Origin of the sequence: Thermococcus sp. SY098, assembly GCF_035621495.1 — an archaeon.
Classification (GTDB): domain Archaea; phylum Methanobacteriota_B; class Thermococci; order Thermococcales; family Thermococcaceae; genus Thermococcus_B.
In genome coordinates, this window is the sequence record NZ_CP141821.1 from 368,500 (window position 1) to 392,721 (window position 24,222).

31 protein-coding genes are annotated in these 24,222 nt (G+C 40.3%); 11 read left to right on the top strand and 20 right to left on the bottom strand.

Annotated elements, in window-relative coordinates:
* Positions 1-95: 95 nt before the first annotated feature.
* From VFC49_RS01920 to hxlAB, 6 genes are read right to left on the bottom strand one after another with little or no spacing between them, the layout of a single operon-like run.
* On the bottom strand, positions 96-710 hold the full coding sequence (locus tag VFC49_RS01920; RefSeq protein ID WP_324735956.1) for an HD domain-containing protein: 615 nt from the start codon (positions 708-710) through the stop codon (positions 96-98).
* 22 nt (positions 711-732) lie between these two features.
* The gene (locus VFC49_RS01925; RefSeq protein WP_324735957.1) at positions 733-1,542 is read right to left on the bottom strand and encodes a glutamate cyclase domain-containing protein; all 810 of its coding nucleotides are present in this window, start codon (positions 1,540-1,542) and stop codon (positions 733-735) included.
* Between the two features lie 2 nt (positions 1,543-1,544).
* Positions 1,545-1,724, bottom strand: a complete 180-nt coding sequence (locus VFC49_RS01930; protein WP_324735958.1) for a hypothetical protein — start codon at positions 1,722-1,724, stop codon at positions 1,545-1,547.
* Positions 1,721-2,365 carry a TIGR02253 family HAD-type hydrolase gene (locus tag VFC49_RS01935; RefSeq protein ID WP_056933689.1) on the bottom strand — a complete coding sequence of 215 codons (645 nt, stop codon included), beginning with the start codon at positions 2,363-2,365 and terminating at the stop codon, positions 1,721-1,723. Before VFC49_RS01935 ends, VFC49_RS01930 begins: the two co-directional genes overlap by 4 nt.
* Positions 2,346-3,128: a hypothetical protein gene (locus VFC49_RS01940; RefSeq protein WP_324735960.1), complete on the bottom strand. Its 783-nt coding sequence runs from the start codon at positions 3,126-3,128 to the stop codon at positions 2,346-2,348. Before VFC49_RS01940 ends, VFC49_RS01935 begins: the two co-directional genes overlap by 20 nt.
* 8 nt (positions 3,129-3,136) lie before the next feature.
* Positions 3,137-4,357 (bottom strand): bifunctional 3-hexulose-6-phosphate synthase/6-phospho-3-hexuloisomerase, encoded by a 1,221-nt coding sequence (gene hxlAB / locus VFC49_RS01945; protein WP_324736576.1) that lies wholly within the window; start codon positions 4,355-4,357, stop codon positions 3,137-3,139.
* A 203-nt stretch (positions 4,358-4,560) separates the two neighbouring features.
* Between hxlAB and VFC49_RS01950 the strand changes: the two genes are divergently transcribed.
* From VFC49_RS01950 to VFC49_RS01960, 3 genes are read left to right on the top strand one after another with little or no spacing between them, the layout of a single operon-like run.
* Positions 4,561-5,289, top strand: a complete 729-nt coding sequence (locus VFC49_RS01950; RefSeq protein ID WP_324736578.1) for an arginase family protein — start codon at positions 4,561-4,563, stop codon at positions 5,287-5,289.
* A gap of 2 nt (positions 5,290-5,291) precedes the next feature.
* Positions 5,292-5,612: an Sjogren's syndrome/scleroderma autoantigen 1 family protein gene (locus VFC49_RS01955; RefSeq protein ID WP_324735961.1), complete on the top strand. Its 321-nt coding sequence runs from the start codon at positions 5,292-5,294 to the stop codon at positions 5,610-5,612.
* A complete protein-coding gene (locus VFC49_RS01960) occupies positions 5,609-5,821 on the top strand; it encodes an ArsR family transcriptional regulator (RefSeq protein ID WP_324735962.1) in 213 nt (70 codons plus the stop codon). The genes VFC49_RS01955 and VFC49_RS01960 overlap by 4 nt, the downstream gene beginning before the upstream one ends.
* Before the next feature lie 13 nt (positions 5,822-5,834).
* On the opposite strand, the gene trmBL2 is transcribed toward VFC49_RS01960, so the two are convergent.
* Together trmBL2 and rgy are read right to left on the bottom strand one after the other, a co-directional pair.
* Entirely contained in the window at positions 5,835-6,629 is a 795-nt protein-coding gene (gene trmBL2 / locus VFC49_RS01965; protein WP_013467037.1) for an HTH-type transcriptional regulator TrmBL2, read from the bottom strand.
* 251 nt (positions 6,630-6,880) lie between these two features.
* Positions 6,881-10,531: a reverse gyrase gene (gene rgy, locus VFC49_RS01970; protein WP_324735963.1), complete on the bottom strand. Its 3,651-nt coding sequence runs from the start codon at positions 10,529-10,531 to the stop codon at positions 6,881-6,883.
* A 77-nt stretch (positions 10,532-10,608) separates the two neighbouring features.
* Here rgy and VFC49_RS01975 point away from each other — a divergent pair, with 77 nt between their 5' ends.
* On the top strand, positions 10,609-10,989 hold the full coding sequence (locus VFC49_RS01975) for a hypothetical protein (protein WP_324735964.1): 381 nt from the start codon (positions 10,609-10,611) through the stop codon (positions 10,987-10,989).
* On the opposite strand, the gene VFC49_RS01980 is transcribed toward VFC49_RS01975, so the two are convergent.
* Together VFC49_RS01980 and VFC49_RS01985 are read right to left on the bottom strand one after the other, a co-directional pair.
* Complete coding sequence (locus VFC49_RS01980; protein WP_324735965.1) at positions 10,971-12,275, bottom strand: ATP-binding protein; 1,305 nt, start codon at positions 12,273-12,275, stop codon at positions 10,971-10,973. The genes VFC49_RS01975 and VFC49_RS01980 overlap by 19 nt on opposite strands.
* 98 nt (positions 12,276-12,373) lie before the next feature.
* On the bottom strand, positions 12,374-12,913 hold the full coding sequence (locus VFC49_RS01985) for an SWIM zinc finger family protein (protein ID WP_324736579.1): 540 nt from the start codon (positions 12,911-12,913) through the stop codon (positions 12,374-12,376).
* A gap of 113 nt (positions 12,914-13,026) precedes the next feature.
* Here VFC49_RS01985 and VFC49_RS01990 point away from each other — a divergent pair, with 113 nt between their 5' ends.
* Positions 13,027-13,260 carry a hypothetical protein gene (locus VFC49_RS01990; protein WP_013467041.1) on the top strand — a complete coding sequence of 78 codons (234 nt, stop codon included), beginning with the start codon at positions 13,027-13,029 and terminating at the stop codon, positions 13,258-13,260.
* On the opposite strand, the gene VFC49_RS01995 is transcribed toward VFC49_RS01990, so the two are convergent.
* A complete protein-coding gene (locus VFC49_RS01995) occupies positions 13,257-14,564 on the bottom strand; it encodes a DUF4139 domain-containing protein (RefSeq protein ID WP_324735966.1) in 1,308 nt (435 codons plus the stop codon). The genes VFC49_RS01990 and VFC49_RS01995 overlap by 4 nt on opposite strands.
* Before the next feature lie 141 nt (positions 14,565-14,705).
* Between VFC49_RS01995 and VFC49_RS02000 the strand changes: the two genes are divergently transcribed.
* A complete protein-coding gene (locus VFC49_RS02000; RefSeq protein WP_324735967.1) occupies positions 14,706-15,404 on the top strand; it encodes an acetate--CoA ligase family protein in 699 nt (232 codons plus the stop codon).
* A 40-nt stretch (positions 15,405-15,444) separates the two neighbouring features.
* On the opposite strand, the gene pyk is transcribed toward VFC49_RS02000, so the two are convergent.
* Both pyk and VFC49_RS02010 read right to left on the bottom strand, forming a co-directional pair.
* A complete protein-coding gene (pyk, locus tag VFC49_RS02005; protein ID WP_324735968.1) occupies positions 15,445-16,872 on the bottom strand; it encodes a pyruvate kinase in 1,428 nt (475 codons plus the stop codon).
* A gap of 51 nt (positions 16,873-16,923) precedes the next feature.
* Positions 16,924-17,391 (bottom strand): COG2426 family protein, encoded by a 468-nt coding sequence (locus VFC49_RS02010; RefSeq protein WP_324735969.1) that lies wholly within the window; start codon positions 17,389-17,391, stop codon positions 16,924-16,926.
* 99 nt (positions 17,392-17,490) lie between these two features.
* On the opposite strand from VFC49_RS02010, the gene VFC49_RS02015 reads away from it, so the two are divergent.
* The 5 genes from VFC49_RS02015 (at position 17,491) to VFC49_RS02035 (ending at position 20,999) form a co-directional block, all read left to right on the top strand.
* Positions 17,491-18,396: a lysylphosphatidylglycerol synthase transmembrane domain-containing protein gene (locus tag VFC49_RS02015; protein WP_324735970.1), complete on the top strand. Its 906-nt coding sequence runs from the start codon at positions 17,491-17,493 to the stop codon at positions 18,394-18,396.
* A complete protein-coding gene (locus VFC49_RS02020) occupies positions 18,372-19,601 on the top strand; it encodes a glycosyltransferase family 4 protein (protein WP_324735971.1) in 1,230 nt (409 codons plus the stop codon). The genes VFC49_RS02015 and VFC49_RS02020 overlap by 25 nt, the downstream gene beginning before the upstream one ends.
* Positions 19,579-20,292 (top strand): polysaccharide deacetylase family protein, encoded by a 714-nt coding sequence (locus VFC49_RS02025; protein WP_324735972.1) that lies wholly within the window; start codon positions 19,579-19,581, stop codon positions 20,290-20,292. Before VFC49_RS02020 ends, VFC49_RS02025 begins: the two co-directional genes overlap by 23 nt.
* A gap of 72 nt (positions 20,293-20,364) precedes the next feature.
* Positions 20,365-20,808, top strand: coding sequence for a peroxiredoxin (locus tag VFC49_RS02030; protein WP_324735973.1), 444 nt, complete (start codon positions 20,365-20,367; stop codon positions 20,806-20,808).
* Positions 20,805-20,999: a TIGR04140 family protein gene (locus VFC49_RS02035; protein WP_324735974.1), complete on the top strand. Its 195-nt coding sequence runs from the start codon at positions 20,805-20,807 to the stop codon at positions 20,997-20,999. Before VFC49_RS02030 ends, VFC49_RS02035 begins: the two co-directional genes overlap by 4 nt.
* Here the strand turns inward: VFC49_RS02035 and VFC49_RS02040 are convergent.
* From VFC49_RS02040 to VFC49_RS02070, 7 genes are all read right to left on the bottom strand, one after another.
* Positions 20,996-21,136: a hypothetical protein gene (locus VFC49_RS02040; RefSeq protein ID WP_324735975.1), complete on the bottom strand. Its 141-nt coding sequence runs from the start codon at positions 21,134-21,136 to the stop codon at positions 20,996-20,998. The two genes, VFC49_RS02035 and VFC49_RS02040, sit on opposite strands and share 4 nt — an antisense overlap.
* A gap of 23 nt (positions 21,137-21,159) precedes the next feature.
* Positions 21,160-22,212 (bottom strand): radical SAM protein, encoded by a 1,053-nt coding sequence (locus tag VFC49_RS02045; protein WP_324736580.1) that lies wholly within the window; start codon positions 22,210-22,212, stop codon positions 21,160-21,162.
* Between the two features lie 34 nt (positions 22,213-22,246).
* A complete protein-coding gene (locus VFC49_RS02050; protein WP_013467053.1) occupies positions 22,247-22,447 on the bottom strand; it encodes a hypothetical protein in 201 nt (66 codons plus the stop codon).
* A gap of 3 nt (positions 22,448-22,450) precedes the next feature.
* On the bottom strand, positions 22,451-22,747 hold the full coding sequence (locus VFC49_RS02055) for a winged helix-turn-helix domain-containing protein (RefSeq protein WP_324735976.1): 297 nt from the start codon (positions 22,745-22,747) through the stop codon (positions 22,451-22,453).
* Positions 22,748-22,831: 84 nt separating this feature from the next.
* A complete protein-coding gene (locus VFC49_RS02060) occupies positions 22,832-23,002 on the bottom strand; it encodes a hypothetical protein (RefSeq protein WP_324735977.1) in 171 nt (56 codons plus the stop codon).
* A 4-nt stretch (positions 23,003-23,006) separates the two neighbouring features.
* A complete protein-coding gene (locus tag VFC49_RS02065) occupies positions 23,007-23,312 on the bottom strand; it encodes a hypothetical protein (protein WP_324735978.1) in 306 nt (101 codons plus the stop codon).
* 56 nt (positions 23,313-23,368) lie between these two features.
* A complete protein-coding gene (locus tag VFC49_RS02070) occupies positions 23,369-24,112 on the bottom strand; it encodes a DUF2202 domain-containing protein (RefSeq protein WP_324735979.1) in 744 nt (247 codons plus the stop codon).
* Positions 24,113-24,222 lie beyond the last annotated feature (110 nt).

The window sequence follows — 24,222 nt, forward strand, 5'->3', positions numbered from 1 at the left end:
AAAAATTCGGGATGATTCTCCCAGTATATGGGTATACTGGATACAATGGCGCATGCTATTATAAAGATTTAAAAGATTGAGAATTAAAATATGTCCTAAAGCTCGCCTTCAATTTCTTTCCTTATTCTATCTATGAACTCCTCTACATATTTATGCCTCTCAAGTGCCATTTCTTTAGCGGTTTTTGTATACATCAAATCTTTAAGTTTCAGTATTTTCTCCTCAAAGTGCTTGAGAGAATACTCTATGCTCCTTCCGTGCTCTCCGGAGTACATGAAAACTCTTGCAATTCCTATTGCTCCTATTGCATCAAGCTTATCTGCATCACTGAGAATTTTTGCTTCAAGAGTTTGAGGTTCTGGTGGTTTTGAAAAGCGATGAGCCTCAATCGCATGAGCAACCTGGTCAGTCTTTTCATATCCCAGACCTTTAAGAAAACGTCTTGCAATCTTTGCCCCCTCTTTAGCATGGTCTTCAATCTTTCCTTTGCTTTCAAGAGGCCTTGCGATATCATGTAAAAGAGCAGCCAAAGCCAAAACCTCTAAATCTGCACCCTCTTTTTTTCCGATGTGCATGCAAAGTGCGAGAACCCTCTCCGTGTGCGAAAACCCGTGTGTGCCCTCTCTTTCAAAAAAGTTTTTGGCAAATTCCTCCGCCTTTTTGATTATAGCCAAGCTTTTCTCATCTTTTATGAAGTCTTCGATTCTCATTCCAACCACCTTACCTTTCTGACTAAAGCTGGTAATTCACTGTTTCCTTTAAAAGCTCAACGATCTTTTCATGGATGTCAACACTTATCCCATCAACGCTCATAACAGGTTTCTTGATTATTCCATCAATTAATCCAGCGGAGATTATAACTTCCAAGTTCTTTCGTTCATCCCAATCTTCCAAAAGGTTCTCCCCAACCTCAAGTGAAACCTGAGCGACCAGCCCATAAGCTCCCCAATTGGAAACTGCAGACACTATGAGCTCATCGGTATCAACTATGGATGCGATTTTCCCTCCAAGAGGGATGTATTTTTTAATGAGATGCTTAATCTTTCCCATGCCTATTTCGTTACCACCATCGCCAATTCCTATGGTTGGTATCCCTAATTTTTTGGCTTCTAAGAATATTTCATCAAAAAGGGTAGTGGTCTTTACTTCAAGCCCGCTCATAGAGTAATACTTTCCATCTTTTGCCCTTCCAACAGTTTCAACGCTTATCAGAAGGGAATACTCCGATACATCTGGCTGCTTCACAAAAGTAACGCCAAAAGGTTTTAGAGCCTTTCTCACCTGCTCATGTGCCCAGATCTCAGCTTTTCCACCTACTTTTTCAACAGTTTTGTAAAGTGCCAAAGCTCCCAATGGTCCATCAGTTTCACAGATGTTCATGGGAGGGATGGGAAAGCTTGAGACAACTAAGACTTTCTCCGAATTATTTATGAGCAATTTTGCAGCATTTTTTAAGAAATTGAAATTTCTGAGACGGTATTCCAGGTAAACCTTCAGAATTCCTCTGCCATAGATATCAGTATTTATGATGTGAGCTATCATTTTCATTCCTCTATCTCATATACTACAACCTTAACTCTCTTACCCTTAAGGACCTCTTTCAGTTCCCACCAAAGTTTTGTTGGGGATTCCTGAGTGTGGATCAGCATATCACCATTTTCAAGTTTAACTATCTTTTCCTTATACTCAACAAAAACTCCCTCCTTGCTAAATATCTCTTTCATTTTAAACCCCCCAAGATTTTTCTCAACTCATGAAGGGTTCTAATTTCGTAATCAGCGAAGTTGTACCCTTTTTCATTATTTCTATTGATCCAAACAGCGATCATTCCAACATTTTTTGCACCGTATACATCCTGCTGCAAGCTGTCACCAATCATTATTGCCTCTTTTGGCTCAACTTTAAGCTTTTCCAATGCGTATATAAATATCTTTGGATCTGGCTTTATTGTGTTTACATCTTCTCTGGTGACAATTACGTCAAAATAATTGTCGAGTTTCGCTATTCTGAGTTTTAGTTTTTGATAAGTTGGTCCGCTTGTAACGACTCCAAGTTTGTATCCCTCTGACTTTAACCACTCCAAAGTTGGCTTCACATCAGGAAACACATGGATTTTATGAGGATACGCAGTTAGAAGCTCCTCATACCTTAGATCTAAGTTGAAAAGCCTGAAAAAGAAGTTCCAGTCATGCCATTCGTAAGTATTCCTCCGACTCAGTATCTCCTCAAGAAACTTAGCCCTTGCCTCCTCCTTTCTAATCTGAAGTCTCCTTGAAATCTCTTCATATACCTGAGGAAGAAAAAGCATCATTAATGGTTTTTCTGTCAAAAGTGTCTCATCTACATCAAACAGAATTGCTTCCATTTGACCACCTCTTGATTAAAAGTGCTAGAATCTCGATTTCATTATCAAGTTCCTTGTTCATTCTAACTCCCCAGATTATGTCCTTTTCCCTTAGAAGATGCTGAAACTTTTCCAAAATCTCGTGGGCATTCTTTAGAGGCACGTTCTTACCTACCATTATGCTGATCAACCCCCTGTCCCATATTCCCCAGTTCCATTCAAAGTTAACATCCCTTAGGATTCGCAGTATGCCTACGTTGCCTCCTTTAATCATGTTAAATAAGTCAGCGTAGTCAATGTTGACGAGCATTTGGTTTTCAAGGTAATAGTAAAGCTTTGAAAACATGAGTCCAATTTGTTTGCTTGCCGCATTAAATGCATCCTCTAAGGGTATTGCCGTGTATGCACTTAAAAACTCTGAAAGTGAATCATAAAACACGGTTTCAAAACTATGAGCCCATTCTGGTTTCTCCTCATGGACGAGTTCCTTATAGGGGGAGAGCACATAAGCTAAACGAATCACATTCTTCGTAAGAGCATCGTTGATGAGCCTTACAATCTCGACGTTAATCGGCTTGTCCTCAAAAATAATCCAGATTATTGTATCATCACTTAGGCTTCCAAAAAAGCTTTTAATTTGCTTTACAAAAGAATGTCTCTTTTTATCAAAGAGATAATAGGAGGAATCCAGAGGTACTTTGACAGCATTAGGTATGTCAATATTCCTCACAATCCTTATTCCGCTGTTTCCAATTCCAACAAAAATATAAGTGAAGGAAATCATGGTGACCCCTATTCTAAGGTCGCATGCTTTTTCTTCATATCCTTTTCGGTCTTCTGGAATGTTGCCATTAAGAGTGCAATTATCCCATCCAGAAAGACCATTGTAGAGTCCTCAAAAAGCGTTCCCATCGGAGCTATCCATTTGTACTGAGTCAGCATCTGTCTTGCTATGTAATCAGTCGGAACATCAGTTTTTGCTCTTCCTGGAATTTCAACCACGACATCAGCCAACTTCCCAAGTGTTGAGTTCTTGTATGAGGTTATGGCAACGACTTTTCCTCCCTGCTTCTTTGCGATTTCAGCTGCGTCAACTATTGTCCTCGTTTCCCCACTCCCACTGATGGCTATTAGCAAATCACCTTCTTCAAATGCGGGGGTTATTGTTTCTCCAACCACATAAACATTGAAATCAAGATGCATTAACCTCATGGCAAAAGCTTTACCAACCAGTCCACTCCTTCCTGCCCCGTAAATGAAAATTTTGTTAGCCCCAATCATTGCATCTACCATTCCCCTTACCTCTTCCAATCTAAGTGCATCAGCGACATGATCAATATGTTCAGTTATATCATGCATTGCCTTTCTGATTGTCTGCATGTACTCGCCCCAAAAGAGATCAATTATCCTCCTTGTAACTTCTTCTGGATTCTCCGACTTGGTTATTGCTCCACCGACGATAATTATGGTGGCACCAAGTTCAATGACTTTAGGAATAGTCTCTAAGTTCAATCCTCCTGCAACAGCAACTGGGATCTTGACGGCTTTAACAACTTTTTCCAAATCTTCAAGCGGGCTCTTTCCTTGTGCTTGCTCGTCTATCCCTGTATGAACAAGAATATAATGAACTCCCATCTTTTCAAGTTCTTTGGCCCTTTTGACCTTATCTTTAACTCCAATTAGATCAACCATGACCTTTATTCCATATTTTCTTGCTACCATAAGAGCATCTTTTATTGTTTTATTGTCAGCAACTCCCAAAATAGAAACTACATCTGCTCCATGCCTCGCTGCCATTTCAACTTCTAATGCTCCAGTGTCCATAGTTTTTAGGTCAGCAACTATTTTTCTATCAGGAAAACGTCTTTTCATCAGCTCAACTGCTCTCATTCCTTCTTTTTTAATAAGAGGTGTTCCAACCTCGAGCCAATGAGCACCGCCGCGAGCAGCTTTCTCTGCTATAGAAATGGCCTGCTCAATATCAGTTAAGTCTAAAGCAACCTGGAGAATCATCTTGAACTCCCCCGAATATTTTCTTAGAGCTTCCACCTTAACATCAATTGCACACTTTTTAACTTTAACTCTCAAAATTTTTGACAAGAATTTGCAAACATAATTAAATAATTATTTGATTATTTAATTGTGTGTCAAGTGAGAACAGACAACAGTGGACTAAGTTTAAAAAGAGTTCACTGAATTAAATCTTGGGAATTACGATGGTTACATTTATTCCGTTTGGAGAAAAACCAAACAGAGAGGGCGTCATGTATGTTCTCAATTTTCTTCAAAAAAACAAGCTTATTGAGGATTACATGGTTGTTGAATCGAATACCATTGAACTGCTTTCTGAGAGATTGCCCGTGGATGAGGCATACATAATCGGTGATCATCTTGCAACGTATGGAATACTTCAAAAGCTAAAGCCAAAGGCAGTTATAAGCATAGATGCTCACACTGACTTAATGCATGATTATCTGGATCATGGTTCTTGGCTCGCTTATGCTCTTTCCGAGAGAATAATTGAAAAGGCATCAATTATTGGCCCTGTTCTGATGATACCTACCACAGAAGGGACCGAACTGTGGACAAGACGGGTTAAGATATTCCCCGCCCTACCCAGAAGCAGAAAAACAAGAGGTAGATGGAAAGCTTACAAGAGCTTGAAGAATCATCCGATAGATGAGATAATAAAAGATACTAAAAAGTACCTCGGAGAAGAAATATATCTTACCATTGATTTGGATGTTCTCCTACCTGAGTACAAAATTGCCCGATTTCAGCATGGTGAACTTACGTTGGAGGAACTTCTCAACATCCTTGAAGAAATTAAGAGGAACTTTAACATCATGGCATTTGATATAGCGGAGATTTCAGATAAGATAAAACGTTCCCGTTTAGGAAAAAAGGCCTTAGCTGATGTATTTCAACTGTTAAGCGGTGAGTAACAATGGCACTAAGCGATGAAGAGATAAGAAAAATAATAACCCCTCTCCTACTTTCAGGGGCAAAGATGCTCGACAAGCATTGCCCCAAGTGCGGCTCCCCCCTCTTTGAATTAAATGGAAGGGTCTTTTGTCCTGTGTGTGAGCATCGAAAAAAACAAAGAAAAGCAGAGCTGAAGGGTATTGAAGAGATACTAATGGAGAAGCTAAAGGTATTGGCAAACGATTTACCTGATGATATTGAGAAACTCGAAAAGCACCTAAGGGTCATGGAAAAGATAATTGAAATCTTGGAGAGATACAAAAAACTGGAGGGAGAAGAATGAAACATTTAAAGGTTTTAAACATTCTTAAAGGAAAAGAGCTAACAGCTGAAGAAATTTCAAGAGAAGTTAGGATTTCTCATCCTGAAGTCAGAAGGATATTGCTTAGATTGGCAGAACAGGGGAAAGTGGAAAGCTTTCAGAAAGAGGGCAAAATACTCTGGAGGCTCAAGCAAAGAACCCGCGAAGAAGAGGAATTCAAATATGTATAAAAGAAAAAAGGAGTTAAACTTTTGTTGCCTTCTCCCAGTATTCATTGAACTTTCCTTTAAAGAGGCTAACAACTCTAAAGTCCTTAATCCAGACTTGGGTCTCATAGTTGAAGTACCTGGCAGCCATGTCTTCAAGTGCAAAGAACACTTCCTCATCACAGATCAGCATTGGCAGTTCAAGAGTGTCAATAACCTTAAGTTCGAACTTTCCATTTTTGTAGTAGTCCATGAGCTTTGATGCCTGCAGTCTTGGGAGTATTTGCTTGGTAACAACAATTTTAACGGTAATACCTTTTTCGATAGCTTTAATGATGTCGTCTTCAAGGTTTATTGCAACGTATCCATCGTCTGCAAGAAGTATCTCCTTCTGGACGCCCTCAAGCATTTCTTTTGTCTTGAGTGTTGAGTTTCTGATTCCCCTGACAACCCAAACCCTTTCAACACCGTACTTTGGAATCTCTGTCTCTATCAATGGTGTCATGAGTTCAAGTAGCTCCTCCTTGGCCTTCCTCTTTGCCTCAAGCTCTTCTTTAACTCTCTCCTGCCACTCCTCAATGAATTTCTCAAGTATGTTTTTCGGGTGAACCGGTCTGTACTTGTTGACTTTGCCAGGTTGGCTGATGGCAAAGCCCTTCTTCTCCAAGCTCCTCAACACATCGTAAGTTCTTGGTGCTGGGACTTCAGAAACGCTGGCCAACTCCGCTGGAGTAAGAACTCCAAATGCGACCAAGGCAACATATGCCCTTGCTTCGTATAAGTTCAATTCAAAATGTTCTTGTAAAAGTTCTACCATTCTGTCTTTTGCCATTTTTACCACCATCATGGTTCTGTTAAAATATATGTGAGCCAAAGGTATATAACTTTTTTCCAACTCAATTAGTTTTACATCTTATTTAAACTTCTGATTTTAACATAACTTCATCTGATTTTATCAATGTTGCATGCATATACAAAACCTTTACTCAGTTATAATTTTAAATCTTTTGGTTCAGGCAACAATATTGATCAAATGTAACAATGTATTACTAAACAAATAGATAACAAGGGAAAGAACAGACATCACTTTAAGATGTACTGTTTAATTTCCTCATACATATTGTTGAGAACTTCCTGATAATCTGCTTTGTTTTCCTCTACCAAGTCCATAAGCTCTTCAAGCTGTCTCGTCCTTTCTTCACTTACAAGCTCTTTGTATTTACTTATGAGATAGTGATAGACTTTAGTTCCAAGTTCTGTTGGGACTAACTTCTTCCTTCCTTTTGTCTCAATGACATAGTGTCTGTCCAAGAGTGTCTTAACGATCTTTGCATAGGTAGATGGCCTTCCAATCTTACGCTCTTTCATAAGGGCAATCAAATCGCCCTGAGTGTAAAGGGAAACTTTTGGTGCTCTCCATTTCTTAACTTCAATGACTTTGAGTTTCTGTCCTTTTTCAAGCTTTGGCAGCTGTCTTAATGGGGGTGCCCTTAATTTAGTCCAGCCATCAAAGATCACTTCAATATATCCCTCAATCTCAGTCTTGGCAACTCTTGCATCGATCACAGCTTTCTCATAGAGAACTTTCGCAGGTTTCATCTGCGATGCCATGAACCGCTTAAATATCATGTCATAAAGCCTGAAGTGATCTCTTGTAAGTCCCCTTGCAAGGGTAATGACACCATCTCTCAGCAGTTGCATCAGTCTTCCGGTGTCAATTGGTCTTGTGGGTCTTATACACTCGTGTGCTCCCTCTTCACCCCACTTTCTTGGAGCGAAGTATTCTTCCCCAATTTCTTCGCTAATGTATTCCTTTGCAACTTCAATACCCGTATTGCTAACGTGAGTTGAATCAGTTCTGTGATAAGTAATAAGACCAAGCTCGAAAAGATCCTGAGCCAATTGCATTGTATGAGGAGCAGAAAATCCTAAAAATCTTGAAGCATCTTGAAGCATTGTATCTGTGGTATACGGTGGGAATGGGTTGATCTCCTTCTCTTCAATTTTGACATCCTCAACGATTATTTCGTTGACTTCCTCTTTAACGCCTTCAAGGGTTACGCTTAAGCCGTTCTCCAAAGTCAGCGCCATGAAATCTGTCTCGCTCTCTACAAATTCCTTGTATCTCTGTATCACCCATCCAAGAACTGGCGTCTGAACCCTACCAGCCGATAAGTTTCTGCTCTCAAAGACCTCCCAGAGCTTTTGGCTGAGCTCGAATCCAATCCATCTGTCCTCTATTCTCCTCACTAATTGGGCATTGACCCTAAACTCATTAACGTCTCTCGCTTCATTCAATGCTTTCAATATGGCCGGTCTTGTAACTTCGTGGAACTCAATACGCTTGATGTTTGGGGTGTAAGGACTTAAGACATTCCTGATATCCCATGCAATCTTTTCTCCCTCGACATCTGGGTCAGTCCCTATGAGAATTTCATCAACTTCCTGAGCTATCTCACGCATTGCAATTACATTTTCCAGAGCATCCCTAACATTCCTTGAGCCACATCTTGGACAGACTCCTCTCTCCTCCCAGTCAACGAACTGATGACCGCAGTCCCTACAGCGTTTTATTGTGTCATAGACTGGTATGAAGTAGAGCTTTCCGTTCCTCTCCTCTATGATGACACCATGGTAACCTTCCGTTGTAACGAGGTCAAACATATGTCCGCCGCTTGCCAGAATCGTCAGCATCCTGTCTCCTATGCTTACCTCATATGCAACCAAGTCGCCAATTCTTCTCTTGCTTGGCTGTCCAAAGAAATTAGCAATTGTCCTGGCTTTATTGGGTGATTCAACGATCATTAGAGCAGACTTAACTAAATCCTTGGTCTTCTCACTTATCTTTCCAGCAAGAATTAGCCTAACTTTCTCCCTATCGGCATCGATCTCTCTCAAAAGCTCCTCAAGATTGAGCTCTTCAAACGACTTCATCTCAAACTCAGCAAAGCGCCATCTCATCTGCCTCTTCAAGCCGTTGAAGACCTTTTCGTTGTCCACTATTATTACGCTCAGGCCCTTTGTAATTCCACCAGCAAAGAGACGTGAAGTCCTTCCGCTTGCTTGGATATAAGTCCTAACATCGGGAATCTCAATGTACCATTTTCCCTCCTCTTCTTTGAGACTGACGAATGGATCTTCTTCTATGCGCTTGAGCACTTCCTTCTTCTTCAGAACTCTCCTCAGGAACTCAACTGCCTGTCTGAATACTTCAAGGACATGGCTATGGAATCCTTCCAACGGTAGACCTTCAGCCAATGCCTCTTCAATTTTCATCAATTCAAACTGTGGAATGTTTCTAATCAAACGCCTCAAGCGAGCATAAAGCCTTTCGCCTTCTCTTCTATCTTCTTCATCAAGGAATTCCATGACTTCACTCATCAGTCCTAAAACCCTGTAAATTGTGGGCTGCTCTAAGTCAAGGCTGAACCTGAATTTCGGCACACCTGTAAAGATTGCATATCTGATCAAGTATGGCAGATCTAATCCCCTAACTATTGTTCCGTAATAGGTTGCAACACCAACTAAATAGTCAATCTCTTCGTTTTCAAACTTCTCCAAGCCTTTCTTGTTTCTTGCGGAGACAAGCTCAACCTTGAAACCTCTCTCTTGGAGATATTGTGTAAGCTTCTCAGCGTAACCAATTCCTTGATCAATTGGGACAAATATTAGTCCTCCCTTACCGAGTTTTGTCAAAAGTTCTTCAACATGTTCCTCAATTGACTTCTCTGGGAAGAGATAGCTGTCAACAACATTTCTCAACGCTGACCTTCCGCTTCCCACTTCGAAGTCCAAAAGCTCACGGTAGAGCTTTATCCTATCTCCCCTTGCGCTTCCAGTTGCTGAAGCTACAATTAATACTCCAATTTTATTCTCACGCTTGAATTTTCTTATTTCCCTCTCAAGCTTGTTAATCTGCTTGTTGAGTTCCTTCAACTGTTCTTGCTTGTCTGGGCTGTTGCCATTAAGGAATTTTGCCATCTGCTTCTTCAGCCTTATAATTTCCCATGCCTTCTGGATTATCTCTTCTGTAAAGCCGAGCAGAATAAGGGAGCGGTCAATGTTCTTTGAGGCTTTCAAAAATGCGTCAACATCATCAACAAAAATGAAGTCAAATCTCTTATCCTTGAGCATCTCGTCGAAGTTTCTCGCAAGCCATTGGGCTGAAGTTATGAGAATATCAAAATCTCCGTTCATGATTTTTTCAGTCATCTCCTCTTTTTCCTTCTTCTTCATGCCACCGTGGTAATAGGCAAGGTTAATCTCAATTCCAGCCCTCTCTGCAAATGTTTTCACTCTCTTAATTGTCTGCACCACAAGCGGTGTTGTTGGTAAGACTATGTAGCTCTTCTTTTTCTTTTTGGCATAATACAATGCCATGAATGATCCAAAAACACTTTTGCCCATGCCTGTTGGAGCTATGATGGAAAAGCTCTTATTTTTAATTAGTCTCTTCACCCAGGTTTTTTGAGCACTCCAGAAGTTAAAACCCGTGGCTTTCTCAAAGAGCTCTTCAATCTCTCTCAACCTTTTCTCAAGCTTGTAGATATTCTCCCAGTGCTTCAGTGTTCCACGCAGCTTGAGAGCTTCTCTAATGCCCGTTATCAAATCAAAGTAAATTTCGGCCTGAATTTCCTTATCGAGACAAACATCACATGGATGCTTCTTGTACAAGCGTTCATCACTAATCCTATCTTCACAATTTGGGCACATTTCCCTATAAATCGCTTTCATTTTCTCACCCTCTAATGTTCTATTTAGGTAATGCAAAGTTTATAAGGGTTTTTTAGATTCCCATTGTGGGTGGGACAATGATAATCGAGAGAATTAAGCTTAAGGCTGAGCTCACAGAAGAGCAGTATGAGAGAGCAATAAAGCTTATAGAGAAGTCTAAATCAAGATTTTCAAACGCTCTCGTGAAAAGGTTCAAAACACAAGAAAAGATAAGCTTTATTGATGTGGATTTAGGTGTAAGGTTGAATTTTGATATAATAATTGGAAATCGTGGTAAGCCCTTTATAGCTGTAGAAATGGAAGGAAATAAGTCAAAATATGCCTTTCAGATAATGAAATTTTTCCTTGACGAGCTCGGTGTTGAGTATTCCTTCGATTTTGACGGAAGAGAGGTTTATGACGCGTTGAAGAGGAAAATTAAGGCAAAGAGCCTGCTGGATTATTTGGACGTGGGATAAAACTGTACTCCAAGCAACCACTTCCAGAGAGGGACAAACTTAATCTCTCTCCCATTGAAGCTAAGATAGGACTCGTAATCCCAGGTTATAACAAGTAAATTGCTCCAGCCAAATACTTTGGAGGCTGAAGTGATGCCTCTAACCTCTCTTTTCATAGTTTCCGGATTGGTAACATCATAGCTCACTTGGATTAATAACTCTTCCTCAGGTATTACGAAGTCAACCTCCCAGTTATTTCCCTTTGCATAATTTGGATAGTAGCCTCTCCTCATTAGCTCCACAAAAACCGTATTTTCCATAAGCTTCCCGATATTATCACTGAATTTGACGCTTAAGAATGTCAAAAAAGACGTGTCAACAAAATATATTTTCTTGGGATGCTGAATCCTGAGTTTCACCTTTGAAGCATAAATTTCAATTGGGAAAGCAAAGTAGCATTCAGCAAGGTAACGGAGATAATTTGAGAGAGTAGCCTTGCTTATTGAATAACCCATACTCTTCATAGTCTTTTCAAGTTTGCTGAGGCTGAAGTACTCTGAGTTGAGGAGCAAACGTATAAATGTTCTAAGTTCCTCTGGGTCTCTGACATTGTACCGTTCAACGATATCAAGAGATACTATCGTGTTAAAATACTCTCTCACAAGCATGCGCTTTATTCTCACGTCATTCACAAGAACAATTTCTGGAAACCCACCGTAGAGTAAATATTCTCTCAAAAGGTTTAAAAGCTCAAATTTTTTATCACTGAATTCGAGATTCTTTGGCAGTTTAAATCCTCTGAACTTTAAAAATTCTCTAAAGTTCAGTGGGAAAACTTCGAATGTTAAGGCCCTTCCCCTCAAGCTTGTTGGAATTTCCCTGCTTGAAAGCTTTGAAGAGGAGCCACTCAAGAAAAGCCTAATATCCCTCCGTGAATCGTTGATCCGTCTAACCCACGTGTCCCATCCTTCTATGTTTTGAATCTCATCAAGGAACAAATAAAGGGGATCTTTCCTGCCAAAGAGTTCCTCAATAGTTGGTATTATCTCTGTTAATGTATCAATTCTCTTTTCAAGTCTTTCATCTTCAAAGTTAATGTAGAATATTTTCTCCTTTGGAATCTTTTTTGAAAGCTCGTTTATCAGCTGAAACATTAGATATGTTTTTCCCACTCTTCGGCATCCTGCAAATGTTATCACTTTGTTAATATTCTGGGGAATAAGGGACATATCAAACTCCCTCTCTATCAGAGGAGGCGTCCAGCTTTCCTGCCATTCCACCAACACCTTGGCTATTTCGGGCTTCATACTATTGATTGCGCATATATCCTTTATAAAGTTGTTTACCATATTGAACAACTGTTTATAAAAAATTGTTTAATTTAACAAACAATATTGAACAGGTATCAAATGGAGCATTTAGAGAAACGTTTAAATTCCATCAACTCTCTCTCAAGCTCCTCGGTGAGCTCATAATCATAAAAGACTTTCTTAAATTCCCCAAACTGTATGAGCAAGGACTCATAAAATTCCTCTGAAAACTCCATCTTTAGCAGAGCAAGAGCTTTCCTGAATAGCCTCGCTGCTTCGCTTCCGCTTTCATCGTGATTCATATAATACACCAGCTCCTTTAAGATAATGGACCTTCCAATACCAGGATTTTCAAAAATGATCTCATCTGCAACAGCCTGTGGCGAGAGCTCCACTAAATGGCTTGAAGTCTCAAAATATCTCCCATTTTCAAAAGCTTCCAGGACAGCAAATACATGCTTGCAGTCTTTCCCAATAGGACATGTACATCTGCTCTTTCCACTTTTTATGCCGACCTCAACGTAGTACGGATAAGTCCCAAGAACCTTTCCATAAAGCCTATCCCCATACCTCAGCACCCACAGAACCTTGCCCTTTTTGAAATACTGCTCTCCCTTCTTTTTTGCATTGTTCATGTTAACCACTAAAGTTAGTAACAATGGAGACTTTTAAAGATTTCGCTCTGCGGTACTATTAAAGGGCGAAACCTATAAATTCAGGGGAGATGACTAAATGTTGAGGTGATGGCATGGACGTTTTTGAGCTTGCGCGGAGGTATCATCAAGAGCTTGGGATAAAAGAGCCGAGCTTTGCAACTTTGGCTGCGGAAATTTTTGGAGAGCTTGGCCTCAAAATATACGAGCACTTAAAGGGCGAAGGCTACACTCTCAAAAGCACGCGCTTTATTGACTACGATAAAAGCCTTGTATTGGAAGTTGTAAAAGAAGAAAAAGCCTTCGAGATTCTTCTCAGAAAGGCTTAAACTCTGTAGTCAAACGCTATTTCCTTCTTTTCTCCTGGCTTTACGGTTATCTTAAACTCCACATAGTGTGCTGTTTCATCTATTGGCTTTACTGTAGAGCTCAATATTTTGCCGCTCCACTTGTAATGCCTGACAACAACTTCTTTCGTCCTGTTTCCAAAATTCTCAATTGTAATCCTCACTTTGTAGTACGTTGAATCGCTTTCTCTTCTCTGCTCAAGGATTTCTGTTTTGCCTTTCAGATCAACATCCCTTCCAAGCTTGAGCCTCAATGTATCGCCTTTAGCGGTGTGATCAATTTTCTGCTCGCCAATTAAAACTGTTGTATCGTTCATTTCTTTGTAAATCTCTACAATGCCAGCTGGAAGCACTTTCTCAGCTTTAAATGATATAATCTCGTAAATTTCATTACTTCCACCGTAGGGATAGCTCTCGTATAGATACTCCCTTTCAAAAGATGTCTCTTGGGTAATGTAGGGTATCATCTTCTTTTCAAATGGGTTTACACTGAGCATTCCAAGGTTGTAAAGGTAAAATGCTTCAATTTTTTGAGGTTGTTCTGGAATTCCAGTAGCTGCTTTTTCTGCCATCGCATAAACCCTCTCCATAACGACTTGTGGAGGAGCATAGAAGTTTACTTCTCCCGAAACGAGCATGACTTTAAAGTCTTCAAATGTCTTGTTTGTAGGATTGTCAATCACTATGTATCCAAACAGCAGGGCATTGTTGGTTAGGTAAAGCTTATACCTTGAGCTCCAGCCGATCGACTGAACTCTGTAAATCAGCTTGAACTTATACTTTCCATCTTCCTCAGCTTGTATAATGGCATAAGTTTGGGCCTTGGCTTTGCTTCCCAGTTCAGCAAGCTTCGTATATGCAACTTCCTCAGGTTCAATTAGATAGTAAGATTCTCCCTGAACCGCTATCTTGCCTTCTTTGTAACCTAAAAACTTTCCGGTTATCGTTTCACCGCTCTTCAGCTTTATTGTGACAGTTTTTCCAATGTTTGCCTCAAGCACTCCTTTGCCTGGGTATGCCTGCGAAATAATTCCTAAGACCATAACTTTATCGCTTAAAGGCTTTAGTGTAACTTCCTCAATATTCAAACCTTCAATCTCCTCAAGGGGAACTTCGTTGAATCCCTTTTTAAGGTCTAAGGCAACTGTTTTCTCGACAACTCCAATGCGCGCAGAGTCGTAGAGAACCAGAGTCCCACTTTCATCTGCGGCCCTTGTTTGATGAAGTACTATCATTGCCAAGAGCAAAAAAGCCACAAAAATTCCACTCAAAATTTTCTTTTTCATTATTTTTCACCATGAATAGTTGGTTTTCATACTATTTATAGAGACCGACAGCTTCAAGCTGGGTTGAAGCAAATGATGGAAAGACTTTTAACATTGTAAACATAGTTGAAACTGCAGTCATGATAATTAGAGGTGGTAAAGATGGATAGGGTTTCAAAAGCAAGGGAAATTATCGAAAAAGCCAAGACTGAGGGCAGACCTCTTGTAGAACCAGAGGCTAAGGAGATTCTCAAGCTCTACGGCATTCCAACTCCAGATTTCAAAGTTGCAAGAAATGAGGAGGAAGCCGTTAAGTTTGCAAGGGAGATTGGTTATCCAGTTGTCATGAAGATTGTTTCACCCCAGATTATCCACAAGAGTGACGCTGGCGGTGTTAAAATTAACATCAAAAACGATGATGAGGCAAGAGAAGCATTCAGAACAATAATGGAAAATGCAAAGAGATACAAGCCAGATGCAGACCTTTGGGGTGTTATAATTTACAAGATGCTCCCACTTGGAAAGGAAGTTATCGTCGGCATGATCAGAGACCCACAGTTTGGCCCAGCTGTGATGTTCGGTCTTGGTGGTATATTCGTTGAGATCCTTAAGGACGTCAGCTTTAGAGTCGCTCCAATAACAAAGGAAGAGGCACTTGAAATGATTAAAGAAATCAAGGCTTACCCAATTCTTGCTGGTGCAAGAGGAGAAAAACCAGTAAACATTGAGGCTTTGGCAGACATAATTGTTAAAGTTGGTGAATTGGCACTTGAGCTTCCAGAGGTCAAAGAGCTTGACATCAACCCAATCTTTGCTTATGAGGATGAAGCAGTTGCCGTCGATGCAAGAATGCTACTTTGATTTCGTTCTTTTCTTCCATTTGCTATGAAAATAAAAAGAATTAAGCGATCGTGAAAATCTTTATTGTATTTGTCCCCACTGTCTTTTCTATTGGCTTCCCCGAGGTTAAAAGCACAGTATCGTTGGTCTTCACAATTCCAAGATCTTTTATGAGCTGAATAAGCTCCTGTTCATTTGTGGTATCTTCAACGCAGAAGGGATAAACACCGTAGGAGAACATCAGACTATTGCAGACCTTTTCATCTTCAGCAAAAGCCAATATCCACTGTTTTGGCTTGAATCTCGAAATCAAGCGGGCAGTTTGTCCTGTTCTTGTGGGTGTTAGAATGTACTTTATATCAACTGTGTTTAATGCTTCAATTATGCTCCTCGTTATGGCATCTTTAATTGTACCTCTTTTCGGAATTTTTTCCTTCCATTCAAGCATTCTTGTATGTCCTGAAGACTCCCTATATGCTTCAGTGGTCTTTGCAATTCTTGCCATCATCCTCACGGCTTCAACAGGATACTTGCCTATTGCCGTCTCCTCGGAGAGCATAACAGCATCGGTTCCATCCAATATAGCATTTGCAACATCTGTAACCTCGGCCCTTGTTGGAATTTTGTCGGCAGTCATTGATACGAGCATCTGAGTTGCTGTTATGACGGGTTTTCCGACAAGATTTGCCTTGTTTATGAGCTTTTTCTGGATTATAGGGAGCTTTTCTATTGGCATCTCAACTCCTAAGTCGCCCCGTGCTATCATTATTCCATCTGCAGCATTGAGTATCTCGTCAAAGTTTCTAACGGCATCTGGTCTCTCAATCTTTGCTATTGTGAAAATCCGTTTTCCCATCTTTTCGGCAAATCTCTTGACCTTCATAACGTCATATGCCGAACCAACAAAGGAAATCCCTATGGCATCAACACCATGCTCAAGGGCAAACTCCAAAATTTCTAAATCCCTTTCGGTAATTGCCTCGAGTGGAAGATTGATCTTTGGAATATTGATACCTTTTCTTGAGAAGAGTGTGCCTCCAACTATTACCCTGCAGATAACATCATTTCCCTGAACATCCTCCACTTTTAGTGTAATGTATCCATCACTTAGGTATATTATATCTCCCTTAGAAACCAGTTTTGGGAATGCCTCACATTCCACAGGAATGGTTGTTTCGTCTCCTTCTATTTCTCTATTTGTCAGCACCACAGTTTGCCCTCTGTGCAGAACAACAGCATCGCCCTTAAGCTTGCCCACCCTAATTTTTAAGCCTGGCAAATCCCCAAGAATTGCTACACGGGTATTTAGTCTCTCGGACACTTTCCTTATCGTTTCAATTGTTTCTGCATGTTGCTCAAAGTTTCCATGCGCAAAGTTGATTCTCGCAACGTTCATCCCAGCCTTTATCAGCCTTTCAATCATGTTCTTTGAGTTAGAGGCGGGCCCTATTGTAGCAATTATCTTTGTTTTATGGGACGGAAGCCTCATCTTTAAGCACCTCTTTTAAAATATATCAGATAAGCGGTTTTATAACAGTTGCTAAACTAAAAAGCGAAATCCAAGACTCGGGATTAACGTTATCATCATGCTCAACAAACCGCCAAGAATCAGAGCGGGGATTGTTTTTCTATTTCCCATCCCAAAGATGTAAGCGGCTAAACTCCCAGTCCAGATCCCGGTGCCAGGTAAAGGCACGGCAACAAATATTATCAACCCATAAAATCCCCACTTCTCTACATACGGGTGAGCTTTCTTCCTAACCCGCTGCACATATTTTAGATACATCTCTGCCACTTTTCCCAGAAACGTTTTTTCAAGAGTGACCATTACAACATCAATAAGAGGTAGAAACAAGGGCAAGGTTAAAGAAAGGAGCAAAACGCCCAAAGAAGCCGTCAAAAGAGTTTCCCATAACGGGTACCCTTTTGCAATTCCATACACTATTGCGTACCTTCCCTCAAAAGTTGGCAATAGTGAAAGTAAGAAGATATATACGAATTCATTCAACTTTGAACACCTCCAAACGCTCTACACAAAATGGAGACAGGTAAATAAAAACTTTATCTTCCAGATAACTTAGAAAAGTGAACCAATTGACTTTTAATTGTGGTACCTGATGAAGGAGTATGGGAAGAGAAGATGATCGACATAACTCCATACATTGAGACACTTACCTCACTAAACAAAAGAGGATTCGAATTGATAGGCATTGCAGTTGCTTTGTACTACTTAAGCGCCCTTATCTATGCCCTTCGCTGGAAAGTTGTCCTAAATGCAATTGGAAAGAACATTCCCATAATTGAACTCCTACGAATAACCCTTTCCTCAATTTTTGTCAACAACGTGACCCCAATGAGTAGAGGTGGAGGGGAGATCCTCAGGATAACTTGGGTTGCAAAAAAGTATAAGATACCCATTGCTATTTCAACAGTCAGTATAGTGTACGAGCGAATTTTGGAGATATTTCCGATAATTTTCTTAGCTGTTATGGGGGTGTCTTATTTCGCCCACCATGCCATTTTAATCACACTATCCCTACTTCTTGTTGCAGTTATTGTCTGGTTCAACTGGGAAAAGATTGTAATTCTATCGTTTAAACTGCTTAAAATCAAATTGAGTCATGAGGAGCTTGTTAACTTGCTGTCTCTCAGAAAAAGAGCATCGCTAACTATGATGGGGGTTGGATTGAGCTTTTTAGTATGGTTCTTGGATATCATGAGACTCAAGGTTATAGCACTTGCTTTTAGCTGGAATCCAAGCATAAAGTTTCTGGCAATAATCTCACTTGCAAACTTGATATTTGGTCTTATGGCATTTACCCCCGGAGGCGTTGGCATAGTGGAAGGGGGACTCATAGGAACCCTCGTCTATTTTGGTATCCCTTCAACATTGGCCATCTCAATAACACTGATTGAGCGCTTCATATCCTATGTAATGAGCTCAGCAGTAGGATTTGCAACATTAGTGGTGTCTGGAGGTGCTGAAATATGGAAAGCCTTAAAATCGCATTAGCCTCTGATTGGTTCTTTCCAAGTACCGGGGGTATAGAACATCATATCCACGATCTTGCCAAAAACTTGGTTGAGCAGGGGCATGATGTTCATATAATAACACGACTGGGGGAGTATCCGGATAATACTCTACCTTATACAGTCCACCGGTTTAAGGGGAGAATCACAGTTGACAGTTTTCATGTGAGTATAGGGGTTGACCTATTAAAAAGAGTGAATGAACTCTACAAAAAGGAACATTTCGACATTACCCATGGACACAGCATCTACTCTCCAATAGCTGTTGGCGTCTCGAATCTCTCCAGCGGTATCAGAGGTGTTCCGAGTATCATTACAAATCACTCCTTTTTGGGAAATTCAATACTAAATCCAACATATATTCTCTTGCTTCAGACATCTCTCAGAAAAATTGATGGATTCATAGCAGTTAGCAATGCCGTTAAGAGGGACTTGGAAAATATATTACGAGGAAGTTTAAGGAACAGACCAATATACGTCGTTCCAAATGGGATAGACACAAATTTCTGGAGACCTGTGGAAGATAAAGAGGAGTGGAAAAGTAAGATGGGATTAGATGGAGGGATGGTAATAACAACAACCTCACGACTTACAAAAAGAAAGAGGGTGAATGTAATACCCAAACTGGCAAAAGAAATTACAGAAAAATACAGGATAGAGGATATAAAGTTCGTTATAATAGGTGATGGTCCGGAGAAAAGGAGGATTAAAGAACTCATTAAAGCTTATCATGTCCAAGATAAAGTTTTGATGGTTGGAAAACAACCCCGGGAAAAGGTCAGGGAATTTCTCTGGGCGAGTGATATTTACTTATCTCCAGCAATTTATGAAGCATTTGGGATAGCAGCTCTTGAAGCACTTTCTTGTGGGGTTCCTGTAGTTGCAAACAACCATGGAGGAATAAGTGAGATAGTGAGACACGGTGTTACAGGGCTAATATCAGAGGATGACACGGAACTGCTTGAAAACGTTCTGTATCTGCTGAACAATATAGAGTTGGTTGAAAAGATGGGCAGGAATGCAAGAAAGATTGTAAAAGAGGAATTTTCATGGGAAAAAGTAACAAAAGAGATAGTTAGCATATACAAAAAGACAATAGAAACATTCGAAGAGAAACCATTCATTCTGTACGCACTTCATCAGATGCTGAAAGGAGGAATAAAGAATGCTGGTGTCTTTAACCTTTGATGTCGAGCAGGATTGTCCACCATACTTAAACACTACCCGAGGCATGGAGGAAGGTTTGCCAAAGATTCTTGATCTTCTTAGCGAAAAAAATGTCAGAGCAACATTCTTCTTCACTGCCGAGATGGCGAGAAAATATCCAAATCTTGCAAAAAGGATCGTTGATGAAGGACATGAACTTGCTTGTCATGGCTTTAACCACGAGCGGTTTGATAAACTGGAAAAGGATAGAGCAGATCTTATTCTTGAGAAGGCATTAAATATCTTAAGAGAATTTGGAGACGTTGTGTCCTTTAGAGCACCAAATCTCCAATTTCCCGACTATCTTTTTCCAGCTTTGAGTAAGAATGGAATACTCTTAGATTCTTCAAAGGCAAGATACAAAGGGTATAAAGGCGGGGTTAAAGTGGTTGATGGTGTTTTAGAGGTTCCAGTCTCAATTACATCTTCTATATTAAGACTACCTTGGTCAGTACAGAAGGTTATCCATAAAAAGTTAAGGGAACCCAGAATTTACTTTGCTCATCCTTGGGAATTTGTTTCAATGAAAAAGGAACGGATAAGATTTGATTGCAGGTTCAACACGGGAGATAAGGCTTTAATGTTGTTAGAAAGGTTAATTGACTATTACAAGACTCAAAACGCTAAATTTGTAATGATGCGGGAGTATTTGAATGTCTATCAGGAAATATGAATTTGCCAACAGAACTCATTTAGGGGGAAAGGTTATAAAGTTAGGCTATCCTAATTCTAATCAGGTGGTTTTATGGAGTATCTTGAGATTCCCCTTTTGGATGAAAATGGACAGGAAGTAAAGCTGAGGGATTTTCTTGGCAGGTGGATAGTCCTCTACGTGTATCCAAAGGACAACACCCCGGGCTGTACTATGGAGGCTAAAGAGTTCACAGAGCTTTTACCTGAATTTGAGAAGCTTGGAGTTCTTGTCATTGGAATCAGCAAAGATTCCGTTGAGTCTCACAGAAGATTTAAAGACAGGCACAATCTTAAGGTTAAACTCCTCAGCGACCCAGAAGTTAAGTTGATAAGGAGTTTGGGGGCTTGGGGCAGAAAGATGAGGGGAGAGGGAGTATTGAGGAGTACCTTTATAATAAACCCCGAGGGAAAAATTGTGTGGGAAAAGAAGAGGGTTAAAGCTAAGGGACACGCCGTTAAGGTTCTTGAAGTTGTTAAAGAACTGGTGAAAAAATGAGAATAATAACTCCCATTCCACCGGAAGAGCTTAAGATGATCCTAAAGAAATCAAACGCTGCAGTTAGATTGGAGATTAAAGAAGCTAAACCTTTTCATGGAATGCCCAGGTATGAGGTAATTATTAGCGGAAATAAAGAGGAAGTAGAGAAGTTTATGGAAAAGCTTAGGTTAGCAAGAGCTGGGGGTTAACTTTCCTTTTTCAGGCTTCTTTTCTCCAGGTATTTCTCCAACAAAGTTCTCACAATAAATAGTGCTAAAAATAGTGCTATAATTAAAGCAACTTTTCCAAGAGAGACTCCGCCGGGAGCAGATATGGGATTATACACGGTATCACCTCACCACACGTCTTTCATCCTATCATTGCGTTTTTCAACTCAAACTCTGCAGCAAGCTCAGTAGCCCTCTGCATCTCTTCATAGTTTAACCTTCTGGCAATTTCCGGGTATCTATCTGCTCTGTACTCTGGTCTGTACTGAAACATCACGTTTACTCTAACTTCTTTTCCAAGATTCTCCGCTATCCACTTTAAGATAGGCTTAGTGCAACATTCCAAATGGTTCGGCATTACCAAGTGCCTTATCAAGAATTCTGCTTTATAGTGCTCCTTAGCCAGGAGAAAGTTCCTTGTCACGACTTCCCAATAGCGAGGAGCCTTTGAATATTTAATGGCATCTTCGTTGTTGCCCCACTTAAAATCGGCTAAGTATACATCGACTATCCCATCCAGAAGCCTCATTGTGATCTCACTCATGTACATGTTTGAGTTCCAAACCACCGGAATTGGAACTTTAACGTATCTGAGGGTCTCAAGGATAAAAGGTAAATTTGGCGTTGGCTCTCCCCCAACAAAATTAACATTTTTGGCTCCCTCTGCATATGCAACGGCAATTTTAGTCGCCATATCCTCTGGAGAATATCTTAATCCAACCCTGTACTGGCTTATATCCCAGTTCTGGCAGAATACACATCTAAAATTGCACCCAGAAAAGAATATGGTGTATGATGGAATTAATTCAGGCTCTTCCCCGATGTGCAAAAAGTCGCTTGCAATTAATGTCTCTTTAACTCGGCAGTAGCCAATACTCTCCTTTCTGTTTACATGGCACTTAATCTCACAGAGCTCACATTTTTTAAGGATTCTGTCTGCTATTAAAGCTTTGAGATCAAGCAAACTTTTCTCAGGGCTCTCGCTTAGATCATTTTCTCTCAGTTTTTCCATGCCTTCTTCATGGATATTCCATAGTTCTTCAAGTGAGTCATCTTTTGAAAAATCAACCTTCACCTGCTTGGCATAGAAAAAGTTAGGCTTCTCTCTGCCAGAGAGCACCTCAAAATAATGGGGCATTGCCCTCTTTGCTTTCTCAATTTCCCCTATATCTACTCTGCGGAACCACATATCCATCATTAAAAAATAAGCAAAAACTTATAAAAATATTTCAAACTTCCTCAAGCTTCTTCTTAACATCTTCAGTGTATCTCTTTGTTTCCTCTAATACATTCCTAAGGTTGCTGAGTTCAAGTTTGAGCTCACTCAGAGTTTTATTCATCTGATAGAAGGCAAAAACGACAATGACAATGAGGATTAAACCTAAAATTATTGAAATCCATCCACTTGGTGTTCCACCATATGCAGGCATCCTTCACTCCTCCTTTAGATTTTTTATAATGTCATTATCGATTACAAACCTAAAAGGTTTTGCCCTGTAGTATTTTTTAGCCCTTGGATCACCGGGTTCAAGCCGGAGCTCACTTTCAATGAGATTCGCTTTTTCAAGTTTTTTCAAATGGAGATACAAGAGTTGTCTTGAAATGTTAAGCTCTTTTGCAAGCTCATAAACATACCACTCCTTTTCACAGAGCATCTTGAGTATTTTGACTCTTATCGGAACACTTAATGCCTCCGCAACCACTGTCAGTTCTTGTATGCTTCCAACCATTTTCACCACGTAATCTAAATTATTGCATAAGCCAGAATTCCCTTACGTACTATTATAAAAAGGGAAAATAAAAACTTTTCGAAATTATTTTTTGGCGATTAGGTAGATCAGTGCACCAATTAGTATGAACGGCAACAGTAGGAAGGCTAACCTAAACAGCAGGAGGAATACTCCAAAGATTCCAAACCACCACCAGCCAAATCCCCACCTTCTTCTACCAAACATTGGGCCCCCAAATCCTCTGGGCATTTTCATCACCCTACTCGGGTAGATACAACCAACCAACAATTTTATCATTATAATCAAGTGTCACCTTAATCCCAAAGGCAGTCTGATATGCACTCCCAATGCTCAGCTCTTCAATTGAGTAATCACCGACAATTTTTCCGACATAGTGACCATAATTATCACTGAGCTTTTGGACAATGCCTCTTGATGTCTGGAACTTTTCAATCTTTATTCTTCTCAAGACATTCAATGCGTCTTCCTCAACTTCATCAACTGGAATTTCTTCAATCGGAAATTCCCCATATTCAACGAAGTGAAATATTTTAACAGCTTCCATATTTTCATCCTCCACAGTGCTTAGCCACAAAATGGAAATATGGAAAAAGAAAGGGTTCACCATCTTCCTCCTCTAAATCCTCTCATACTTCTACCTCTATCATCCATTCCAGTGTTCATAGGACTCGAGATTATCTCATTATACTCATCCTCGCTGATTACTTGGGGTTCATATGTTATACCATAATTCTGAAGCACGCTTGTGAATGCCCTTAAATGGTTCTCCGAGCCTGCCATGAGGTTTTCATATACCTGGATTATGTCGGCATTGTCAGTCTTTGCAATCCACTCCTCCAGATCCTTGAGGTCTGTCTCCTCAATGAGTGCCCCAACCTTGAGTGCATCTTCAATGCTTTGGCTCCCCATTGCTATAAGCTGGTCATATAAAGCCTGAAGCTCTGGGTTTGTGAATACTCCAACTTCATCTACTGCTGGATCCTCAATGCCGTACTTTTCGAGTAAGCTTAACACTGCATCCATGTGCATCTGCTCACTGTTTGCTATGTTCCGGAATATTTGCAAACCGTACATTTCATAGAGTGTTAAATAGACATCCCTCGCCAGCTTTTCCTCTTCCCTCATCCAGAGCAGTCCATCAACCTCTTCCTGTGTGAGTGTGTCGCTTCCATAGATTGCGGCGTATGGCCTATCCCATGTTGTGTTGCTCCCTCTATCCCATGTATCTGCCCACCATGGCATTGCTGCTACACTGCCAAATATAACACCAAACATGAGACCCAACAACCCTAAACTTAATATTTTCTTCCTCATGTTCTCGACCTCCTCCATATGTAACTTCATTATTACATATGTAGCCAAACTTTATAAAATTTTCGGTGCAAAGTAATGCCTCCAGATACAATTAGCGTTCTTGAAGATAATCGGGTTGCAATATCCTGAAAGATATACAA

What these genes read in the sequence shown, in the direction of transcription:
- VFC49_RS01920 (WP_324735956.1), bottom strand. Translation starts at nt 710, where the DNA reads ATGAGAATCGAAGACTTCATAAAAGATGAGAAAAGCTTGGCTATAATC.
- VFC49_RS01925 (WP_324735957.1), bottom strand. Translation starts at nt 1,542, where the DNA reads ATGATAGCTCACATCATAAATACTGATATCTATGGCAGAGGAATTCTG.
- VFC49_RS01930 (WP_324735958.1), bottom strand. Translation starts at nt 1,724, where the DNA reads ATGAAAGAGATATTTAGCAAGGAGGGAGTTTTTGTTGAGTATAAGGAA.
- VFC49_RS01935 (WP_056933689.1), bottom strand. Translation starts at nt 2,365, where the DNA reads ATGGAAGCAATTCTGTTTGATGTAGATGAGACACTTTTGACAGAAAAA.
- VFC49_RS01940 (WP_324735960.1), bottom strand. Translation starts at nt 3,128, where the DNA reads ATGATTTCCTTCACTTATATTTTTGTTGGAATTGGAAACAGCGGAATA.
- hxlAB (WP_324736576.1), bottom strand. Translation starts at nt 4,357, where the DNA reads ATGATTCTCCAGGTTGCTTTAGACTTAACTGATATTGAGCAGGCCATT.
- VFC49_RS01950 (WP_324736578.1), top strand. Translation starts at nt 4,561, where the DNA reads ATGGTTACATTTATTCCGTTTGGAGAAAAACCAAACAGAGAGGGCGTC.
- VFC49_RS01955 (WP_324735961.1), top strand. Translation starts at nt 5,292, where the DNA reads ATGGCACTAAGCGATGAAGAGATAAGAAAAATAATAACCCCTCTCCTA.
- VFC49_RS01960 (WP_324735962.1), top strand. Translation starts at nt 5,609, where the DNA reads ATGAAACATTTAAAGGTTTTAAACATTCTTAAAGGAAAAGAGCTAACA.
- trmBL2 (WP_013467037.1), bottom strand. Translation starts at nt 6,629, where the DNA reads ATGGCAAAAGACAGAATGGTAGAACTTTTACAAGAACATTTTGAATTG.
- rgy (WP_324735963.1), bottom strand. Translation starts at nt 10,531, where the DNA reads ATGAAAGCGATTTATAGGGAAATGTGCCCAAATTGTGAAGATAGGATT.
- VFC49_RS01975 (WP_324735964.1), top strand. Translation starts at nt 10,609, where the DNA reads ATGATAATCGAGAGAATTAAGCTTAAGGCTGAGCTCACAGAAGAGCAG.
- VFC49_RS01980 (WP_324735965.1), bottom strand. Translation starts at nt 12,275, where the DNA reads ATGAAGCCCGAAATAGCCAAGGTGTTGGTGGAATGGCAGGAAAGCTGG.
- VFC49_RS01985 (WP_324736579.1), bottom strand. Translation starts at nt 12,913, where the DNA reads ATGAACAATGCAAAAAAGAAGGGAGAGCAGTATTTCAAAAAGGGCAAG.
- VFC49_RS01990 (WP_013467041.1), top strand. Translation starts at nt 13,027, where the DNA reads ATGGACGTTTTTGAGCTTGCGCGGAGGTATCATCAAGAGCTTGGGATA.
- VFC49_RS01995 (WP_324735966.1), bottom strand. Translation starts at nt 14,564, where the DNA reads ATGAAAAAGAAAATTTTGAGTGGAATTTTTGTGGCTTTTTTGCTCTTG.
- VFC49_RS02000 (WP_324735967.1), top strand. Translation starts at nt 14,706, where the DNA reads ATGGATAGGGTTTCAAAAGCAAGGGAAATTATCGAAAAAGCCAAGACT.
- pyk (WP_324735968.1), bottom strand. Translation starts at nt 16,872, where the DNA reads ATGAGGCTTCCGTCCCATAAAACAAAGATAATTGCTACAATAGGGCCC.
- VFC49_RS02020 (WP_324735971.1), top strand. Translation starts at nt 18,372, where the DNA reads ATGGAAAGCCTTAAAATCGCATTAGCCTCTGATTGGTTCTTTCCAAGT.
- VFC49_RS02025 (WP_324735972.1), top strand. Translation starts at nt 19,579, where the DNA reads ATGCTGGTGTCTTTAACCTTTGATGTCGAGCAGGATTGTCCACCATAC.
- VFC49_RS02030 (WP_324735973.1), top strand. Translation starts at nt 20,365, where the DNA reads ATGGAGTATCTTGAGATTCCCCTTTTGGATGAAAATGGACAGGAAGTA.
- VFC49_RS02035 (WP_324735974.1), top strand. Translation starts at nt 20,805, where the DNA reads ATGAGAATAATAACTCCCATTCCACCGGAAGAGCTTAAGATGATCCTA.
- VFC49_RS02045 (WP_324736580.1), bottom strand. Translation starts at nt 22,212, where the DNA reads ATGGATATGTGGTTCCGCAGAGTAGATATAGGGGAAATTGAGAAAGCA.
- VFC49_RS02050 (WP_013467053.1), bottom strand. Translation starts at nt 22,447, where the DNA reads ATGCCTGCATATGGTGGAACACCAAGTGGATGGATTTCAATAATTTTA.
- VFC49_RS02055 (WP_324735976.1), bottom strand. Translation starts at nt 22,747, where the DNA reads ATGGTTGGAAGCATACAAGAACTGACAGTGGTTGCGGAGGCATTAAGT.
- VFC49_RS02060 (WP_324735977.1), bottom strand. Translation starts at nt 23,002, where the DNA reads ATGAAAATGCCCAGAGGATTTGGGGGCCCAATGTTTGGTAGAAGAAGG.
- VFC49_RS02065 (WP_324735978.1), bottom strand. Translation starts at nt 23,312, where the DNA reads ATGGAAGCTGTTAAAATATTTCACTTCGTTGAATATGGGGAATTTCCG.
- VFC49_RS02070 (WP_324735979.1), bottom strand. Translation starts at nt 24,112, where the DNA reads ATGAAGTTACATATGGAGGAGGTCGAGAACATGAGGAAGAAAATATTA.